Origin of the sequence: Streptomyces sp. NPDC005648 (genome assembly GCF_040605395.1) — a bacterium.
Classification (GTDB): Bacteria; Actinomycetota; Actinomycetes; order Streptomycetales; family Streptomycetaceae; genus Streptomyces.
The window spans coordinates 12,619-29,649 of the sequence record NZ_JBEXCS010000113.1; the positions used below are offsets into that span (position 1 = coordinate 12,619).

Genomic DNA, 17,031 nt, shown 5'->3' on the forward strand with positions numbered 1-17,031 from the left:
GAACCGTACGGGGGCGATCGCGGACGATGGGGGACAGCAGGCTGATCCAGGGCCGGTACCGGCTGCTCGACCTGATCGGGCGGGGCGGTATGGGCGAGGTGTGGCGGGCCCGGGACGAGTCCCTCGGCCGGCATGTCGCTGTGAAGTGCCTCAAGCCGCTCGGCCCGCACCACGACCAGGCGTTCACCAGAGTGCTGCGCGAGCGCTTCCGCCGGGAGGCCCGGGTGGCCGCCGCGCTCTCCCACCGCGGGGTGACCGTCGTCCATGACTTCGGTGAGGCGGACGGCATCCTGTACCTGGTCATGGAGCTGCTGGAGGGCCGCAACCTCAGCCAGCTCCTGGAGGACAACAAGCACCACCCGCTGCCCGTCGGCGACGTGGTGGACATCGCCGACCAGGTCGCCGCCGCCCTCGCCTACACCCACCAGCAGGGCATCGTGCACCGCGATCTGAAGCCCGCCAACATCATGCGGCTCACCGACGGCACGGTGAAGATCTGCGACTTCGGCATCGCCCGCCTCGGCCACGACATCGGCTTCACCTCCCGGCTCACCGGCACCGGTATCGCGATGGGCACCCCGCACTACATGTCCCCGGAGCAGATCGGCGGCTCGGAGGTCGACCACCGCAGCGACCTGTACTCCCTGGGGTGCGTGCTGTACGAGATCGCCACCGGGGCACCCCCGTTCGACCTCGACGACGCCTGGGCGATCCTCGTCGGCCACCGGGACACCCCGCCCCGCCCGCCGCGCGGCCGGCGTCCCGAACTCCCCGAGTACCTCGAGAAGGTCATCCTGGACCTGCTAGCCAAACGCCCCGAGCAACGCCCGCACGACGCGAGGGAGTTGGGACGCCGGATCAGCCTGGGCCGTACGACACCGACGTATGTGCCGACCGTCGTCACCCCGCAGCCGGCCCTGCGCCCGTCCGAACCGATGGCCTCGCGCGAACCACGGCTGCCGTCCTGGACCCGGGACATGACCACCGGCCACAAGGCGACCGGTGCCGGACTGAGCACCACACCGCCGGACGCCGGGGCGGGACTGACCGGCGAATGGATCGCGCGGCCCGCCGGCGGACGGTCCGACGAGCCCGCGCCGGACCAGCCCTCGGCCCCCTCCCCGCAGACCCTCACCGCCCTGGCCGGACGGCACAACGCTGGGCTCAGCCTGGGACGTCTGGGCCGCTGGAAGGAGGCCGGCGAGGTGCACCGCGCGGTCGCCGCCGAGCGCGGCCGCCTGCTCGGCCCGGACCACCCCGACACCCTCGCCAGCCGCTACGAGGTCGCCTTCACCCTGAGCCGCACCGGCCGGGCCGCCGAGGCGCTGCAGGAGTACAAGTTCGTGGCCGCCGCCAGGACCCGGGCGCTCGGCGCGGACCACCCCGACACGCTCGCCGCCCGCCAGGAAATGGCGTACGTACTGGGCCAGTTGGGCCGTCACTTCGACGCGCACCAGGTGTACACATCGGTGCTCACGGCCCGGGAGCGCGGTATGGGTCCGGACCATCCCGACACCCTGCGCTGCCGCCACAACCTCGCCTTCAACCTCAGCAGACTGGGCCGCCTGGAGGACTCGTACCGGATGGCCGCCGACGTGGCCGCCGCACGCGCGCGCGTGCTCGGGCCCGAGCACCCCGACACCCTGGTCACCCGCTACGAAGTCGCCTACGCCCTCGGTCAGTTGGGCCGCTGGCCCGAGGCGCTGGAGACCTACCGCGAGGTCGCCGAGGCCCGTGCCCGGGCCTTGGGACCCGACCACGCCGACACCCTCGCCGCCCGCTACGAGGTCGGCATCAGCCTCGGTCGTCTCGGCCGCAGCGCAGAGGCGCTGATCCTCTACCGGGAGCTGATCGAGGACCGGACCCGTGTCCAGGGCCCCACTCATCCCGAGACCCTGCGCGCCCGCCACGGCCTCGGCGTCAATCTGGGCCGGCTGGGCCACTGGGAGGAGGCGCTGGCCGAGTCGCGTGACGTCTGCGCCATCCGCGAGCGCGTGCTCGGCCCCGACCACCCGGACACCCTGGTCAGCCGGCGCGAGGTCGCCGTGGGACTCGGCTGGCTGGGCCGGTGGGCCGACGCGCTGACCGAGTACCGGCGGGTGGCCGCCGCCCGCGAGCGGGTCCTCGGCGCCGAGCATCCCGACACCCTCGCCAGCCGCAATGACGAGGCCCACTGCCTGGAGCAGCTCGGGCGCGGCGCCGAGGCCGTCGAGCTGTACCGCAGGGTCGCCGTGCTGCGGCAGCAGCAGCGGGCGTCCGGCGGGCACTGAGCCGCGCCGTCGGGCACCGGTTCTCCCCCGTCGCCGGTCCGCCGTCGGGCGCCCTTCCCCCGCCGCCCCCTCTGGCCGGTGTGGATCATCACGTGTTACGAAGAACCATGACCGCACACGAGGGACACCGCACCTACGACGCCGTCGTCGTCGGCGGAGGCCACAACGGCCTGGTCGCCGCCGCCTACCTGGCCCGGGCCGGACGCTCCGTACTGGTCCTGGAGCGCCTCGACCACACCGGGGGCGCCGCGGTCTCCACCCGGCCCTTCGCCGGTGTGGACGCCCGGCTGTCCCGCTACTCGTACCTGGTCAGCCTGCTGCCGAAGAAGATCGTGCGCGACCTCGGCCTCGACTTCCGGGTGCGCGGCCGCACCATCTCCTCCTACACCCCCGTCGAGCGGGACGGCCTCGCGACCGGTCTGCTGGTCGGCGGCGGCGAGCGCCGCACCCGGGAGGCCTTCGCCCGGCTCACCGGCTCCGGACGCGAGTACGAGGCCTGGCAGCGGTTCTACGGCATGACCGGGCGCGTCGCCGAGCGTGTCTTCCCGACCCTCACCGAGCCGCTGCCCAGCCGTGCGGAACTGCGCCGCCGCGTCGACGACGAGGAGGCGTGGCGGACCCTGTTCGAGGAGCCGATCGGCGTAGCGATCGAGGACCGCTTCGCCGACGACCTGGTCCGGGGGGTCGTGCTCACCGACGCCCTGATCGGCACCTTCGCCGACGCCCACGACGCCTCACTGGCCCAGAACCGCTGCTTCCTCTACCACGTCATCGGCGGTGGCACGGGCGCCTGGGACGTCCCCGTCGGCGGCATGGGCGCGCTGACCGACGCCCTGGCCGCGGCGGCCCGGGACGCGGGCGCGGTCATCGCCACCGGCCACGAGGCGGTACGGATCGACACGGACGGCGCAGCCGCCGAGATCACATACCGCACGGCGGACGGCGAAGGCGTGGTGGCGGCCCGGCACGTCCTGGTCAACGCCTCCCCGCAGGCCCTGGCCGAACTCACCTCGGACGCGGCCCCCGCTCCCGCCGAGGGAGCCCAGCTCAAGGTGAACATGCTGCTCAAGCAGCTGCCCAGGCTCCGTGACACATCGGTCGACCCGCGGGAGGCGTTCTCCGGCACCTTCCACATCGCCGAGGGCTACGAGCAGCTGGCCACCGCGCACGCCCAGGCCGCGGCAGGCCGGCTCCCCGCCGTCCCGCCCTCCGAGATCTACTGCCACTCCCTCACCGACCCGTCGATCCTCGGTCCCGACCTCGTCGAACAGGGCTACCAGACCCTCACCCTCTTCGGACTGCACACTCCGGCGCGGCTCTTCGAGGGGGACAACGACTCGGTGCGCGAGGACCTCCTCAAGTCGACCCTCGCCCAGCTCGACGCCCAGCTCGCCGAACCCCTCGCCGGCTGTCTGGCCGTCGACGCCGACGGCCGCCCCTGCATCGAGGCGAAGACCCCGCTCGACCTGGAGCGCGACCTGCGCCTGCCCGGCGGCAACATCTTCCACCGCGCCCTGTCCTGGCCCTACTCCCAGGAGGACGGCGGCCGTTGGGGCGTGGAGACACGGCACCCGAACGTGCTGCTGTGCGGGGCCGGCGCGGTGCGCGGCGGGGGAGTGAGCGGGGTGCCCGGCCACAACGCGGCGATGGCGGTGCTGGAGGCGACCGGCCGGTGACCTCCTCGGCACGGGACGTCCACGGGACTCCCCGGCCGCCGGCCACCGCCGGATCCTCAGTCGACCCGGCGTAGCCCCGCGATCAGCAGCTCGACCAGCCGGCGGGGGTCGTACCGGGCGTCGGTCTCCGCGCCGACGCAGAGGTTGCCGACGCCGCGCATCAGCTCGTAGGGCTGGATGCCGGGGCGGATCTCACCGGCGGCGGTCGCGGCGTCGAGCAGTTCGGCGCACACCGGCATGAGGCGGTCGAGGAAGTAGGTGTGCAGGGTCTCGAAGCCGGTGTTGTCGGACTGCAGGACACCGGCCAGGCCGTGCTTGGTGACCAGGAAGTCCACGAACCGGTCGATCCAGCGGGCCAGCGCGGCATGCGGGCCCGGGCTGCTCGCCAGCAGGGCCGGGCCGGCTTCCGCGCAGGCCTCCACCTGGTGCCGGTACACGGCGATGATCAGGTCCGCCCGTGTCGGGAAGTGGCGGTAGATCGTGCCGACACCGACGCCCGCCTCGGCCGCGATGTCACGGACCGGGGCGTCCACCCCCTTCGCGACGAAGACCTTGGCGGCCGCATCCAGCAGTGTCTCCTTGTTGCGCCGGGCGTCCTTGCGCCGGGACTCGCCCGTCCCCGGGCCGTCGTTCATCGCGCGGACCCCTCCGTCTTCTCCTCGCACAACCCTCTCCTTGCCAAAGCGGAACCATGTTCCGTATCGTTCCGGAACGAGGTTCCGTTTGCTCATCTTCCCAGAGCACGGGCCCGGTAACCAGTCATGTCATGAGGAGATACGGTCATGCAATACCGCACCTTGGGCCGCACAGGTGTACAGGTCAGCACGCTCGCGCTCGGCGCGATGAACTTCGGCCGGATCGGCCGCACCACGCAGGCGGAGGCCACCGGGATCGTCGACACCGCACTCGAAGCCGGCATCAACCTGATCGACACCGCCGACATGTACGGCGCCGGCGAGTCGGAGGAGATGGTCGGCAAGGCCATCGCCGGGCGCCGGGACGACATCGTGCTGGCCACGAAGGCGGCCATGCCGATGGGTGAGGAGCGCAACCACCAGGGCGGCTCCCGCCGTTGGCTGGTGACCGCGCTGGAGGACAGCCTGCGCCGGCTCGGCGTCGACCATGTCGACCTCTACCAGATCCACCGCTGGGACCCGGCGACCAGCGACGAGGAGACCCTGTCGGCGCTCACCGACCTCCAACGCGCCGGAAAGATCCGCTACTTCGGCTCCTCCACCTACCCGGCCCACCGGATCGTGCAGGCCCAGTGGGCCGCCCGCGAGCACCACTTGGGCCGTTACGTCACCGAACAGCCCAGCTACTCGATCCTCCAGCGCGGTGTCGAGGCCCATGTCCTGCCCGTGGTCGAGGAGTACGGGCTCGGGGTGCTGGTGTGGAGCCCGCTGGCCTCGGGCTGGTTGTCCGGCGCGGTCCGCCGGGGCAGGGAGGTCACGACCCACCGCTCGGCGATCCTGCCGGACCGCTTCGACCTGACGCTCCCTCACAACCGGGCCCGGCTCGACGCCGTCGAACGACTGGCCGAGGTCGCCGACGAGGCCGGCCTGACCATGATCCAGCTCGCCCTGGGCTTCGTGACCGCGCACCCCGCCGTCACCGGCGCCCTCATCGGCCCGCGCACCCTGGACCACCTGAACGCGCAGCTGGCCGCCGCCGACACCGTGCTCTCCACGGACGTCCTCGACGCGATCGACGAGATCGTCGCGCCGGGCACCGATATGGCCGCCCACGAGAAGTTCGACACCCCGCCCGCGCTGCTCGATCCGTCGCTGCGGCGCCGCTGAAGCACGCACGCGGCCGACCATCAGCGGAAAGGACCGACCACCCATGACACCCTTGCCCCGCCCCACCTTCGGCATCATGACCGCGCCCATGCAGGTCGACTACCAGGACGTCCTTCGGGTCTGGCGCGAGGCCGACGCCATCCCCGAGATCGAGCACGCTTGGCTGTTCGACCACCTCATGCCGATCGCCGGTGACCCGGACGGGCCGATCCTGGAGGGCTGGACCCTGCTCTCGGCCCTCGCCGCCCAGACCCGCCGACTGCGCCTGGGACTGCTGGTGACCAGCAATCGCTTCCGGCCACCGGCGATGCTCGCCAAGATCGCCACGACCGTCGACATCGTCTCCGGCGGCCGTCTCGACTTCGGTATCGGCGTCGGCTCACGCCCGCACCCGCCCGAGGCCCATCGCGAGTACGCGGCCCACGGGCTTCCCTTCCACGACACGGGCCACGCCGTGGAGGGCCTCGCCGAGGCCCTCACGGTGATACGACGGCTGTGGACCGAGGAGAAACCGTTCGACCACGACGGCACCCATATCCGCCTCACCGGGGCGTTCGGCAACCCCAGACCCCTCCAGCGCCCGCACCCGCCGATCCTCATCGGCGGCCGCGCCTCCGCGACCCTCCGTCTGGTCGCCGAACACGCCGACCTGTGGAACATCCCGGGCGGTGACCTCGCGGACGTCACCCGCCGCAGCGCCCTGCTGGACCGCTACTGCGCCGAGATCGGCCGTGACCCGGCCTCCATCACGCGCTCCATCCACCTGCCCGTCTCCTACGATCACCCCGCCGCCACCCGCACCGCGATCACCGAGGCGCTCGACGCGGGCTTCCGCCACATCGTCCTCGGCCTGCCGGCGCCGTACCCCGCAGGGGTCGCTCGATGGGCCGCCGACGAGCTGATCACCGGGCACCCGCCGCGATGAGGAGGCCGCCCGTCTCGGCGCACGAGCCGTGGTCCGCCCAGCCCGAGGGGGACCAGCCGGCCCCGCGACCGCGACCCTCCCGACGGCCGGGATCAGCACCGTGCGCCACCAACGCCCGCAGCACGTACCGGATCTGACCAGGCCCGCACGACCACCCCGACGGAGGCGGAGTCACGGCCTGCTCCTGGTCCTCCGTCGCCTCCCACCCCACCGTCGGGTTCCGTGCCGAGTCCGCCGAGCTTGCCTGGTCGAACAGGACGCCGTCCGACGCCTCGACGGTCGCCCGGTGCCGGTGCCGGTGCCGGTGCCGGTCCCGGCCCGACCGACCCGCCACGGAACCCGACCGACCGACGCGCTCGGTGGAGCCCTGACGCCCGTCGACCCGGCATCCCCGGCAATAAATCTGACGGAGCATCAGGAAATCCCTTCCGTCGTCCGGAGGACTGCGGCATCCTGCGCCCATGCAGACGGAGCTGAGCAACAAACTGGGAGTCGAGCACGCCATCTTCGGCTTCACGCCGTTCCCCGCCGTCGCCGCGGCCATCAGCCGGGCCGGCGGTTTCGGTGTGCTCGGCGCGGTCCGCTACACCGCCCCCGACGACCTCAAACGCGACCTCGACTGGGTGGAGGCGCATGTCGACGGGAAGCCGTACGGCCTCGACGTCGTCATGCCCGCCAAGAAGGTGGAAGGCGTCAGCGAAGCCGATGTGGAGGCGATGATCCCCGAAGGGCACCGGCAGTTCGTGAAGGACACCCTCGCCAAGTACGGGGTCCCCGAGCTGGCCGAGGGCGAGGTGTCCGGATGGCGGATCACCGGTTGGATGGAGCAGGTCGCCCGCACCCAGCTCGACGTCGCCTTCGACTACCCGATCCGGCTGCTCGCCAACGCCCTCGGCTCCCCGCCGGCCGACGTGGTGGCCCGTGCCCACGACCAGGACGTGCTGGTCGCCGCGCTCGCGGGCAGCGCCCGGCACGCCGTCAAGCACAAGGAGGGCGGCATCGACATCGTCGTCGCCCAGGGCTACGAGGCGGGGGGCCACACCGGTGAGATCGCCTCCATGGTGCTCACGCCCGAGGTCGTCGACGCCGTCGACCCGCTGCCCGTCCTCGCCGCCGGAGGCATCGGCAGCGGACAGCAGGCCGCCGCCGCGCTCGCCCTCGGCGCACAGGGCGTCTGGCTGGGCTCCCTCTGGCTGACCTGCACCGAAGCCGAACTCACCTCCTCCGCCGTCACCCGGAAGCTGCTGGCCGCCGGCTCCGGAGACACGGTCCGCTCCCGCGCCCTGACCGGGAAACCCGCCCGGCAGCTGCGCACCGAGTGGACCGACGCCTGGGACGACCCGGCCGGACCCGGCACCCTCCCCATGCCCCTGCAGGGCCTGCTGGTCGCCGAGGCCCTCACCCGCATCCAGAAGTACGAGGTCGAACCGCTGCTCGGTACGCCGGTCGGCCAGATCGTCGGCCGGATGACCAGCGAACGCAGTGTCCAGGCCGTCTTCGACGACCTCACCCGCGGCTTCGAGAAGGCCGTGGACCGCATCAACCGCATCGCCGGAAGGAGCGACAAGTGACGAGCACGCCCCCCGCCGGATTCTGGGCCCAGGCCACCGCCGACCCGGACCGCCCGGTCCTCACCGCTCCCGACGGCGAGCGGTGGACCGCCGGACGCCTGCACGCCGCGGCCAACCGCCTCGTCCACGGTCTGCGCGCCGCCGGACTGGAACGCGGGGACGCCTTCGCGGTCGTCCTGCCCAACGGCATCGAGTTCCTCACGGCGTATCTGGCCGCCTCCCAGGCCGGCTTCTACCTCGTTCCCGTCAACCACCACTTCGTCGGCCCGGAGATCGGCTGGATCGTCGCCGACTCGGGCTCGAAGGTGCTCATCGCCCATGAGCGGTTCGCCGAGCCCGCCCGCCATGCCGCCGACGAGGCCGGCCTCCCCGCCACCCACCGGTACGCGGTCGGCGAGGTCGAGGGCTTCCGGCCGTACGCCGAACTCCTCGACGGACAACCGGAGTCGGCGCCCGCGGACCGCGAGCTCGGCTGGGTCATGAACTACACCTCGGGCACCACGGGCCGCCCGCGCGGCATCCGCCGGCCGCTGCCCGGCAAGCGGCCCGAGGAGGCGTATCTCGGCGGTTTCCTCGGCATCTTCGGCATCAGGCCGTTCGACGACAACGTCCATCTGGTCTGTTCACCGCTCTACCACACGGCCGTGCTCCAGTTCGCGGGCGCGTCCCTGCACATCGGGCACCGGCTGGTCCTGATGGACAAGTGGACGCCCGAGGAGATGCTCCGGCTCATCGACCGCGAGGGCTGCACCCACACCCATATGGTCCCGACCCAGTTCCACCGGCTGCTGGCGCTGCCGGAGCGGGTCCGGCGGTCGTACGACGTCTCGTCGATGCGGCACGCCATCCACGGCGCCGCGCCCTGCCCGGACCATGTGAAGCGGGCGATGATCGACTGGTGGGGGAACTCGGTCGAGGAGTACTACGCGGCCAGCGAGGGCGGCGGTGCCTTCGCGACGGCGGAGGACTGGCTGAAGAAGCCCGGCACGGTCGGCAAGGCCTGGCCCATCAGCGAACTCGCCGTCTTCGACGACGACGGCAACCGGCTGCCGCCCGGTGAACTCGGCACCGTCTACATGAAGATGAACACCGGCGGTTTCGCCTACCACAAGGACGAGGCCAAGACGAAGAAGAGCCGCATCGGCGACTTCTTCACGGTCGGCGACCTCGGCTACCTCGACGAGGACGGCTATCTCTTCCTCCGCGACCGCAAGATCGACATGATCATCTCCGGTGGCGTCAACATCTACCCCGCCGAGACAGAGTCCGTGCTCCTCGCCCACCCCGCCGTCGCCGACGCCGCCGTCTTCGGGATCCCGCACGACGACTGGGGCGAGGAGGTCAAGGCGGTCGTGGAACCGGCCCCGGGACACGAACCCGGACCCGATCTCGCCGCCGACCTCCTCGCCCACTGCGCCGGACAACTCGCCGGCTACAAGCGGCCCAAGAGCGTCGACTTCATCGCCGAGATGCCCCGTGACCCCAACGGCAAGCTGTACAAGCGACGGCTGCGGGACCCCTACTGGGAGGGGCGCACCCGTCCGGTGTGAGGCCGGTCATGAAGGGATCCGGACCGCCCGTCACGACCGGACCCGGACCACCCTGAGCGCCGGCGACGAGCGGATGTCCTTCTCGCAGAAGCGGGCGGTCACCCACTTCTCGCCGGAGAACAGCCGGGTCTGGTCGCCGAAGTGCGGCGAGTTCGGGTTCTCGGACTGGGAGTACGTCAGCAGCGTGCGGGCCACCGGGCAGCCGGTGCCGTCCCAGCCGACCGCCTGGATGTGGCTGGACCCGGTGGTCACCTCCGTGTAGCCGCCCTGCGCCGCGTTCCACACCGGCTCGATCTTGTTCCACACGCCGAGCCGCTCCGTACCGCCCGGGACCGGGATGCGCCTGCCGTCGCGCACCACGAACTGGTGCTCCCCGAGCCGGGAGTTCAGTGGGATGCCCGCCGCCCGCAGCTCGCTCACCGCGTCCGCGAGGGCCGTGGTGAAGCCGGGCGCGGCGGTGTTGAGCGTGTTCGGCGTGTGCACCGGGTCGGACGCCGAGAACGGCACCTTCCAGACCTGGGCCGCCGGCACCGTCGCCGTCAGCCTGCGCCAGAAGCGGTCGAAGAGCAGGGCGCCGCGGCTGCCGGTGTCCATGGTGCGGTCCCAGGACGCGAGCACCGCGCAGGCGCCGGAGACGTCGACAGCCTTGCCGTCGCTGCCTGTTGCCGTCCCGTCCGGCAGCGCGGCACAGGCCTTCGCCGTGTCGGCCGCCGCCAGCTCACCCGCGGGCGCCCGGTCGGTGAACTCCTGCCGCTGCAGGTCCCGGACCGTCAGCCCGCCCCGCTCCGCCAGCGCCGACACGTCCTCGATCGCGCCCCGCGTCCGCAGCTGGCGCTGGGTGCCGATGTCCCCGAAGACACGCTCGTACCCGGTGAGAGGGTGGTCGGCGTTGGTCAGCCAGGCGCTGCCGTTGGAGTTCTCCGCGTACGGGGCGTCCTTGAGCGTCGGCATCCGGGAAGGCCCGAAGGTTCCGGGCTGCACGGCGTCCTCGTCACTGCCGATCGCGCAGTCACCGCGCGAGCCGTCGAGGACCGCGAGGCCCGCCTGCGCGTAGGTGACCTTGCCGAGGTCCGTGGAGCAGCGCGCCGCGAGGTCGTCGGTGATCCGGGGCAGTACCTGAGACTGGGTGAACAGGGAGTGCCCCGAGGAGTCCGCGGCGATGGTGTTCACCCAGGGCAGCCCCTGGTGCCGGTCCAGGGACGCGACGATGTCCGCCGTGCCGCGCGCCTTGCCGAAGCCGAGCGAGGTGTCGGCGAAGCGCAGGTTGGCCGCGTTGGGATCGTTGAGCGCGTACGCGGTCGTGGCAGTCCAGGGCAGCGGCGGCTGGCCCTGGGGGTCGGCGACGACGGGGCCGTAGCGGGTCCACCACTGGGTGCGTGTCACGGGGGCGCCGTCCTTGACGGCCACCGTGACGGTCCGTCCGGTCATCCGCTCGGGCCTGCCGTCCACCAGGTAGACCGTGGGGTCGGACGGGTCGAGCGTCAGCCGGGTCAGGTTGAAGGGCACGCCGGTCGCGACGGTGTGGCTCCAGGCGACACGGGAGTTGTAGCCGATGGAGACGGTCGGCGAGCCCAGCAGCGACGCCCCGGCGACGTTCAGTTCGCCCGGGATGGTCTGCTGCACCTGCCAGAACCGGCGACCGCCGTGCCAGGGGTAGTGCGGGTTGCCCAGCAGCAGGCCCCGTCCGTTCGCCGTGGTGGCGCCGCTGAAGGCGACCGCGTTCGACCCCATGTCGGAGTCGGCGGGCCGGACGGGTAAGGCCTTGAGCAGGGCCTGCGCGTCGAGGGTGGCCCCGGGACCCTCGGTGGCGGGGGTGGGCGGCTGTGCCGCGGTGATCTCGTCCACGGCGCCGCCCTGGCCGCCGAGCACGGAGATGGCGTAGAGGCGGGCGGCCACGTCCGTCGTCGTGATCGGCCGCACCCAGGCGGCATCCCGGCAGGCCGGGTCGTCGATCCGGTTCTGCGCGAGCCAGGCGTCGTACCCGGCGGCGAAGCCCCGCATCAGGTCCTTGACGTCCTTGCCCGGGCCCAGCGGCGCCGGTTGGGCGAGGAGTCTCTCCACCGTGCGGGACTGGCGTACGCCGCGGAAGTACAGGTCGCTGGAGAGGTTGTCGGCGGCCGACGAGAGCGAGAGGTCGGTCGCCGCGTCGGCTCCGAAGTAGCGTGAGCGCTCGCCGCGCACGGTCACGAAGCCGTCCGCGAGCGTGCACACCTGGTCGGCGGCCTGTGCCCAGCCGGTGCCGAAGCCGAGATCGGGGTAGTTCTCGGCGACGATGTGCGGAACGCCGTACTCGGTGTAGCGGATCACGGCGGACAGTCCGCCGTGCGCCGGACTGTCCTGACGGGTCTGTCGTCCGGCTGCGGCGGCCGGAAGCGCGGTGGACGCGGTGAGCAGGGCCAATGCCGCGATGAGCAGTCGTCTCGGGCGGGTGCGCAAAGGTGTCTCCCAACGTCATTGGGGGAAGGTGCGATTGACCGTACGAACGTGCTTGACCATCCCCGGCCACGGACCGAGGATCATGAGTCATGACGCAGGGACAGGGCAGCACGGTTGACGGGGTGCTGCGGCGCAGCGCCCGGCGCACCCCGGCGCGGGTCGCGGTCGAGTACGGCGACCGCAGATGGACGTACGAGGAACTCGACCAGGCCGTCTCCCGCGCGGCGAGCGTCCTGCTCGGCCAGGGGCTCGCGCCCGGAGACCGGGTGGGCTCCTACGGCCACAACTCCGACGCCTATCTGATCGGCTTCCTGGCCTGCGCCCGCGCGGGCCTGGTCCATGTCCCGGTCAACCAGAACCTGACCGGCGACGACCTGGCGTACATCGTCGGCCAGTCCGGCAGCTCGCTCGTCCTCGCCGACCCCGACCTGGCCTCCCGGCTCACCGACGGCGTGCCCGTACTGCCCCTGCGCGACAGCGACGGCTCGCTGCTCGCCCGGCTGGCGGACGCCCCCGCGTACGACGGCCCCCAGCCGCGCACCGAGGACCTGGTCCAGCTGCTCTACACCTCGGGTACGACGGCCCTCCCCAAGGGCGCGATGATGACCCACCGCGCCCTGGTCCACGAGTACCTGAGCGCGATCACCGCACTCGACCTCAGTGCGGGCGACCGCCCGGTGCACTCGCTCCCGCTGTACCACTCGGCGCAGATGCATGTGTTCCTGCTGCCGTACCTCGCGGTCGGCGCGACCAACATCATCCTCGACGCGCCCGACGGCGACCGCCTCTTCGACCTGATCGAGACGGACCGCGCGGACAGCCTGTTCGCCCCGCCGACGGTGTGGATCGGACTCTCCAACCGCCCGGACTTCGCCACCCGCGACCTCGGCGGACTGCGCAAGGCGTACTACGGCGCCTCGATCATGCCGGTGCCGGTCCTGGAGCGCCTGCGCGAGCGCCTGCCGAAGCTGGCTTTCTACAACTGCTTCGGCCAGAGCGAGATCGGCCCGCTCGCCACGGTCCTCGCCCCCGACGAGCACAAGGGCCGGCTGGACTCCTGCGGCCGGCCCGTCCTGTTCGTCGACGCCCGGGTGGTCGACGAGGACGGCAAGGACGTCCCCGACGGCACGCCCGGAGAAATCGTCTACAAGTCTCCGCAGTTGTGCGAGGGCTACTGGGACAAGCCCGAGGAGACCGCCGAGGCGTTCCGGGACGGCTGGTTCCACTCCGGGGACCTCGCGGTCCGGGACGCGCACGGCTACTACACGATCGTCGACCGGGTGAAGGACGTCATCAACTCCGGTGGCGTACTGGTCGCTTCACGCCAGGTCGAGGACGTCCTGTACACCCATGACGCGGTCGCCGAGGTCGCCGTGGTCGGACTGCCCGACGAGCGCTGGATCGAGGCCGTCACCGCGGTCGTCGTCCCGCGCGGCGAGGTCACCGAGACCGAACTCATCGACCACGCGCGGGAGAAGCTCGCCCACTTCAAGGCGCCGAAGCGGGTGGTCTTCGTGGACGAACTGCCCCGCAACGCCAGCGGGAAGATCCTCAAGCGGGAGTTGCGTGATCGCTTCGCCACATGACGTGACGCGACGCACAGGAAAGTCCCATTTCATACCTGGTACGGCCGCTATTACCATGGCCCCTGTTCACGGCAGGAGGGCACATACCAGGCATGCGATGCTGCTTCTCCGCTCCCTTCGCCGCCCTCGCGGGTCTGCCCGGCCCCTGTGAGGTGGTGCGGTCGGGAGCCATGCTCGTCCCGGCGCTGCTCAAAGCCGCCTCCTTCTACCGGGCCCATCTGCCGCATCCGCACACGGTCGCGGCCGTCCATCTGGAACTGGTGACGCTGACCGAGGACCGCGCGGTCATCACCTGGTACACCGGAGTGCCCGGCACCGACGACGGTCTCGGCCACATGCTGCCCGCCGTCACCGAGGGCGAGGTCGTCTACGGCACCCACCCCGGCCTCCTCAACCGCGTGGTCGGAGAGGACCGGCCCACGGCCCACCACCATGTGGAGCTCACCGGCCTGGAGCCCGGGCAGACGTACTACTACCAGGCCCGCTCCCGGGGCGCGACCGCCCGGCCCACCACGCTGCACCTGGTGAGCGGCAACGCGGCGGGCACCTCCCGCCACGGTCTGGGCTCGCTCGGCGGCCCGTACGCCTTCACCACACCGCAGCCCCCGCCCGGCCGCCATGTCATGACCCTCGCGCTCTGCAACGACCTGCACCTCGGCGAGACCATCGCCGGCCTGGTGACCGGCATCCCCATGATGCGCGGGGTGGCCCAGCAGCCGGGGCTGCCGCCCTACCCGGAGATCATGAGCCGGGCCCTGGTCGAGGAGGCCCGCCGGCGCGGGGCGGACGTGCTGCTGGCCGCGGGCGACATCTCGGCGGGCGGCGCGCCGGGCGACCTGGCGCGGGCCAGACGGATCCTGGACGGGTTCGGCGACCACGGCCGGGACTACTTCGTCGTACGGGGCAACCACGACCGGCCCGGCAGCCAGGACGGCGACGACACCTTCCGCGACGGGTTCGGGAGGGCGGACGAGCCCGGATACTTCGTGCGGGAGCTGGGCGGACTGCGGATCATCGGCCTCGACACCTACGAGAAGCGCGGCAACGGCGCGGACTCCGGGGGCCTCGGCGCCGAGCAGCTGTCCTGGTTCCGCGGCCGTCTGCGCGAGCAGAAGGAACAGCCGACGGTGGTCTTCGGCCACCACCCGCTGGCCGTACGGGACTCCCTCTTCCCGGTCAGTGCCGGGCAGCGCCTGGGCCGTCGCCAGGCCCGCTCCATCCTGGAGGCCTACGCCGCGACCCCGGGCGTCTTCCTCCATCACGCCGGCCACACCCACCGCAACAAGCGGACCGTGCTGCCGCTCGCCCCGCACGTGGCACTGCAGGAGGTGGGCGCCGCCAAGGAGTATCCGGGCGGCTTCTCCCTGCTGCGCGTCCACACCGGCGGCTACGCCCTGAACTTCTACAAGGCACGCACCGCCGAGGCCCTGGAGTGGGGTGAGCGCAGCCGCCGGATGGCCGGCGGCTGGTGGCCGCACCACGCCCTCGGCCGCTCGGTCACCGACCGCAACAGCGTGGTCTTCCGGGACCTGTCCGGGATCACACGGCCACTGCTGCCGTCCCTGGCCGCGAGCGCCGCCGAGGGCTGAGGGGAAAGGTCGACCCGCGCGCCCGGCCGGGGAGGCGGTGTCGCCTGGGCAGCAGGTCCACGAGTCGCTCGGTCGTCAACCGGGGCAGCGTCGTGTTCCGGGACCTGTCCGGGGTCCCCCGGCCGCGGCTGCCGTCCCTGGCCGCGAGCGCCGCCGAGGGCTGACGCGGAAAGGGCGACCGGCGCGCCCTGCCTGCGAGGCCCTACCGCTCGGACCGCGGATCCCGGGACCGCAGGTCCACGATCCGCCGGATCTTGCCCACCGACCGCTCCAGCGACTCCGGGGCGACGATCTCCACCGTCACCGAGACACCGATGCCGTCCTTCACCGCCGCCGCGATGGCCCGCGCGGCCGCGGTCCGGACCTCGGGACCGGCGTCGGGCCGGGCCTCCGCCCGCACGGTGAGGGCGTCGAGACGGCCCTCGCGGGTCAGCCGCAGCTGGAAGTGCGGCGCGACCCCCGGCGTCCGCAGCACGATCTCCTCGATCTGCGTGGGGAAGAGATTGACGCCCCGCAGGATCACCATGTCGTCGCTGCGCCCGGTGACCTTCTCCATCCGCCGGAACACCCGCGCCGTCCCCGGCAGCAGCCGGGTCAGATCACGAGTCCGGTAGCGCACGACGGGCATCGCCTCCTTGGTCAGCGAGGTGAAGACAAGTTCACCCTCCTCGCCGTCCGGCAGCACCTCGCCCGTGATCGGGTCGACGATCTCCGGGTAGAAGTGGTCCTCCCAGATGTGCAGCCCGTCCTTGGTCTCCACGCACTCCTGCGCCACACCCGGGCCGATCACCTCGGACAGTCCGTAGATGTCGACCGCGTCGATCGCGAACCGCTCCTCGATCTCCCGCCGCATCTCCTCCGTCCACGGCTCGGCACCGAAGACGCCCACCCGCAGCGTGGTGCCGCGCGGGTCGACACCCTGCCGCTCGAACTCGTCGAGGATCGTGAGCATGTACGACGGTGTCACCATGATGATCTGCGGCTCCAGGTCCTGGATCAGCCGTACCTGACGGGCGGTCATACCGCCGGACGCGGGAATGACCGTACAACCGAGCCGTTCCGCGCCGTAGTGCGCGCCGAGGCCACCTGTGAACAGCCCGTATCCGTACGCCACATGCACCCTGTCGCCGGGGCGGCCGCCCGCGGCGCGGAGGGAGCGGGCCACCATGTCGGCCCACAGGGAAAGGTCGCCCTCCGTGTAGCCGACGACCGTGGGGCGCCCGGTGGTGCCGCTCGACGCGTGGATACGGCGGATGCGGTCCTGGGGCACGGCGAACATCCCGTACGGGTAGTTCTCCCGCAGGTCCGCCTTGGTGGTGAACGGGAAACGGGCCAGATCGGCGAGCGAACGGCAGTCGTCCGGGCGGACACCCGCCTTCTCGAAGGACTCGCGGTAGAACGGCACCTGCGCGTACGCGTGCCGCAGGGAAGCCCGCAACCGCTCCAACTGCAACGCCCGCAACGCCTCGGCGTCGAGCCGTTCCCCGGTGTCCAGCAGCTCCGCAGCATCCGTCATGGGAACTTCTCCCCGGCCGACCTCGTCACTCCCGCCGACCCCATTTTCCCACCAGGAGGCCGCGCGGCCTCCTGGTGGAACTTCGTTGCGGGCGGGGCCAGATCGGAAGA

At 72.0% G+C, this 17,031-nt stretch carries 11 protein-coding genes; 8 read left to right on the forward strand and 3 right to left on the reverse strand.

Annotated features, from left to right (window positions below; all coding sequences use genetic code 11):
* Positions 1-26: 26 nt before the first annotated feature.
* Both ABZT17_RS39655 and ABZT17_RS39660 read left to right on the forward strand, forming a co-directional pair.
* The gene (locus tag ABZT17_RS39655) at positions 27-2,270 is read left to right on the forward strand and encodes a serine/threonine-protein kinase (RefSeq protein WP_356356678.1); all 2,244 of its coding nucleotides are present in this window, start codon (positions 27-29) and stop codon (positions 2,268-2,270) included.
* Positions 2,271-2,377: 107 nt separating this feature from the next.
* Positions 2,378-3,946 carry an NAD(P)/FAD-dependent oxidoreductase gene (locus ABZT17_RS39660; protein WP_356356680.1) on the forward strand — a complete coding sequence of 523 codons (1,569 nt, stop codon included), beginning with the start codon at positions 2,378-2,380 and terminating at the stop codon, positions 3,944-3,946.
* A gap of 56 nt (positions 3,947-4,002) precedes the next feature.
* On the opposite strand, the gene ABZT17_RS39665 is transcribed toward ABZT17_RS39660, so the two are convergent.
* Positions 4,003-4,581, reverse strand: coding sequence for a TetR/AcrR family transcriptional regulator (locus ABZT17_RS39665; protein ID WP_356356700.1), 579 nt, complete (start codon positions 4,579-4,581; stop codon positions 4,003-4,005).
* A 147-nt stretch (positions 4,582-4,728) separates the two neighbouring features.
* Between ABZT17_RS39665 and ABZT17_RS39670 the strand changes: the two genes are divergently transcribed.
* From ABZT17_RS39670 to ABZT17_RS39685, 4 genes are all read left to right on the forward strand, one after another.
* Complete coding sequence (locus ABZT17_RS39670) at positions 4,729-5,748, forward strand: aldo/keto reductase (protein ID WP_356356682.1); 1,020 nt, start codon at positions 4,729-4,731, stop codon at positions 5,746-5,748.
* Positions 5,749-5,791: 43 nt separating this feature from the next.
* Positions 5,792-6,673 (forward strand): LLM class flavin-dependent oxidoreductase, encoded by an 882-nt coding sequence (locus ABZT17_RS39675; protein ID WP_356356684.1) that lies wholly within the window; start codon positions 5,792-5,794, stop codon positions 6,671-6,673.
* 461 nt (positions 6,674-7,134) lie between these two features.
* Complete coding sequence (locus tag ABZT17_RS39680) at positions 7,135-8,244, forward strand: nitronate monooxygenase family protein (protein ID WP_356356687.1); 1,110 nt, start codon at positions 7,135-7,137, stop codon at positions 8,242-8,244.
* Positions 8,241-9,794, forward strand: a complete 1,554-nt coding sequence (locus tag ABZT17_RS39685) for an acyl-CoA synthetase (RefSeq protein WP_356356689.1) — start codon at positions 8,241-8,243, stop codon at positions 9,792-9,794. The genes ABZT17_RS39680 and ABZT17_RS39685 overlap by 4 nt, the downstream gene beginning before the upstream one ends.
* Positions 9,795-9,824: 30 nt before the next feature.
* Here the strand turns inward: ABZT17_RS39685 and ABZT17_RS39690 are convergent, their stop codons facing one another.
* Positions 9,825-12,230, reverse strand: coding sequence for a penicillin acylase family protein (locus ABZT17_RS39690; RefSeq protein WP_356356691.1), 2,406 nt, complete (start codon positions 12,228-12,230; stop codon positions 9,825-9,827).
* An 89-nt stretch (positions 12,231-12,319) separates the two neighbouring features.
* Here ABZT17_RS39690 and ABZT17_RS39695 point away from each other — a divergent pair, with 89 nt between their 5' ends.
* Together ABZT17_RS39695 and ABZT17_RS39700 are read left to right on the forward strand one after the other, a co-directional pair.
* A complete protein-coding gene (locus ABZT17_RS39695; RefSeq protein WP_356356693.1) occupies positions 12,320-13,816 on the forward strand; it encodes an acyl-CoA synthetase in 1,497 nt (498 codons plus the stop codon).
* Between the two features lie 92 nt (positions 13,817-13,908).
* The gene (locus ABZT17_RS39700) at positions 13,909-15,405 is read left to right on the forward strand and encodes a metallophosphoesterase family protein (RefSeq protein WP_356356695.1); all 1,497 of its coding nucleotides are present in this window, start codon (positions 13,909-13,911) and stop codon (positions 15,403-15,405) included.
* A gap of 202 nt (positions 15,406-15,607) precedes the next feature.
* Here ABZT17_RS39700 and paaK read toward each other — a convergent pair whose 3' ends face one another.
* A complete protein-coding gene (gene paaK, locus ABZT17_RS39705) occupies positions 15,608-16,921 on the reverse strand; it encodes a phenylacetate--CoA ligase PaaK (protein ID WP_356356697.1) in 1,314 nt (437 codons plus the stop codon).
* Positions 16,922-17,031: the final 110 nt, after the last annotated feature.

What these genes read in the sequence shown, in the direction of transcription:
- ABZT17_RS39655 (WP_356356678.1), top strand. Translation starts at nt 27, where the DNA reads ATGGGGGACAGCAGGCTGATCCAGGGCCGGTACCGGCTGCTCGACCTG.
- ABZT17_RS39660 (WP_356356680.1), top strand. Translation starts at nt 2,378, where the DNA reads ATGACCGCACACGAGGGACACCGCACCTACGACGCCGTCGTCGTCGGC.
- ABZT17_RS39665 (WP_356356700.1), bottom strand. Translation starts at nt 4,581, where the DNA reads ATGAACGACGGCCCGGGGACGGGCGAGTCCCGGCGCAAGGACGCCCGG.
- ABZT17_RS39670 (WP_356356682.1), top strand. Translation starts at nt 4,729, where the DNA reads ATGCAATACCGCACCTTGGGCCGCACAGGTGTACAGGTCAGCACGCTC.
- ABZT17_RS39675 (WP_356356684.1), top strand. Translation starts at nt 5,792, where the DNA reads ATGACACCCTTGCCCCGCCCCACCTTCGGCATCATGACCGCGCCCATG.
- ABZT17_RS39680 (WP_356356687.1), top strand. Translation starts at nt 7,135, where the DNA reads ATGCAGACGGAGCTGAGCAACAAACTGGGAGTCGAGCACGCCATCTTC.
- ABZT17_RS39695 (WP_356356693.1), top strand. Translation starts at nt 12,320, where the DNA reads ATGACGCAGGGACAGGGCAGCACGGTTGACGGGGTGCTGCGGCGCAGC.
- ABZT17_RS39700 (WP_356356695.1), top strand. Translation starts at nt 13,909, where the DNA reads ATGCGATGCTGCTTCTCCGCTCCCTTCGCCGCCCTCGCGGGTCTGCCC.
- paaK (WP_356356697.1), bottom strand. Translation starts at nt 16,921, where the DNA reads ATGACGGATGCTGCGGAGCTGCTGGACACCGGGGAACGGCTCGACGCC.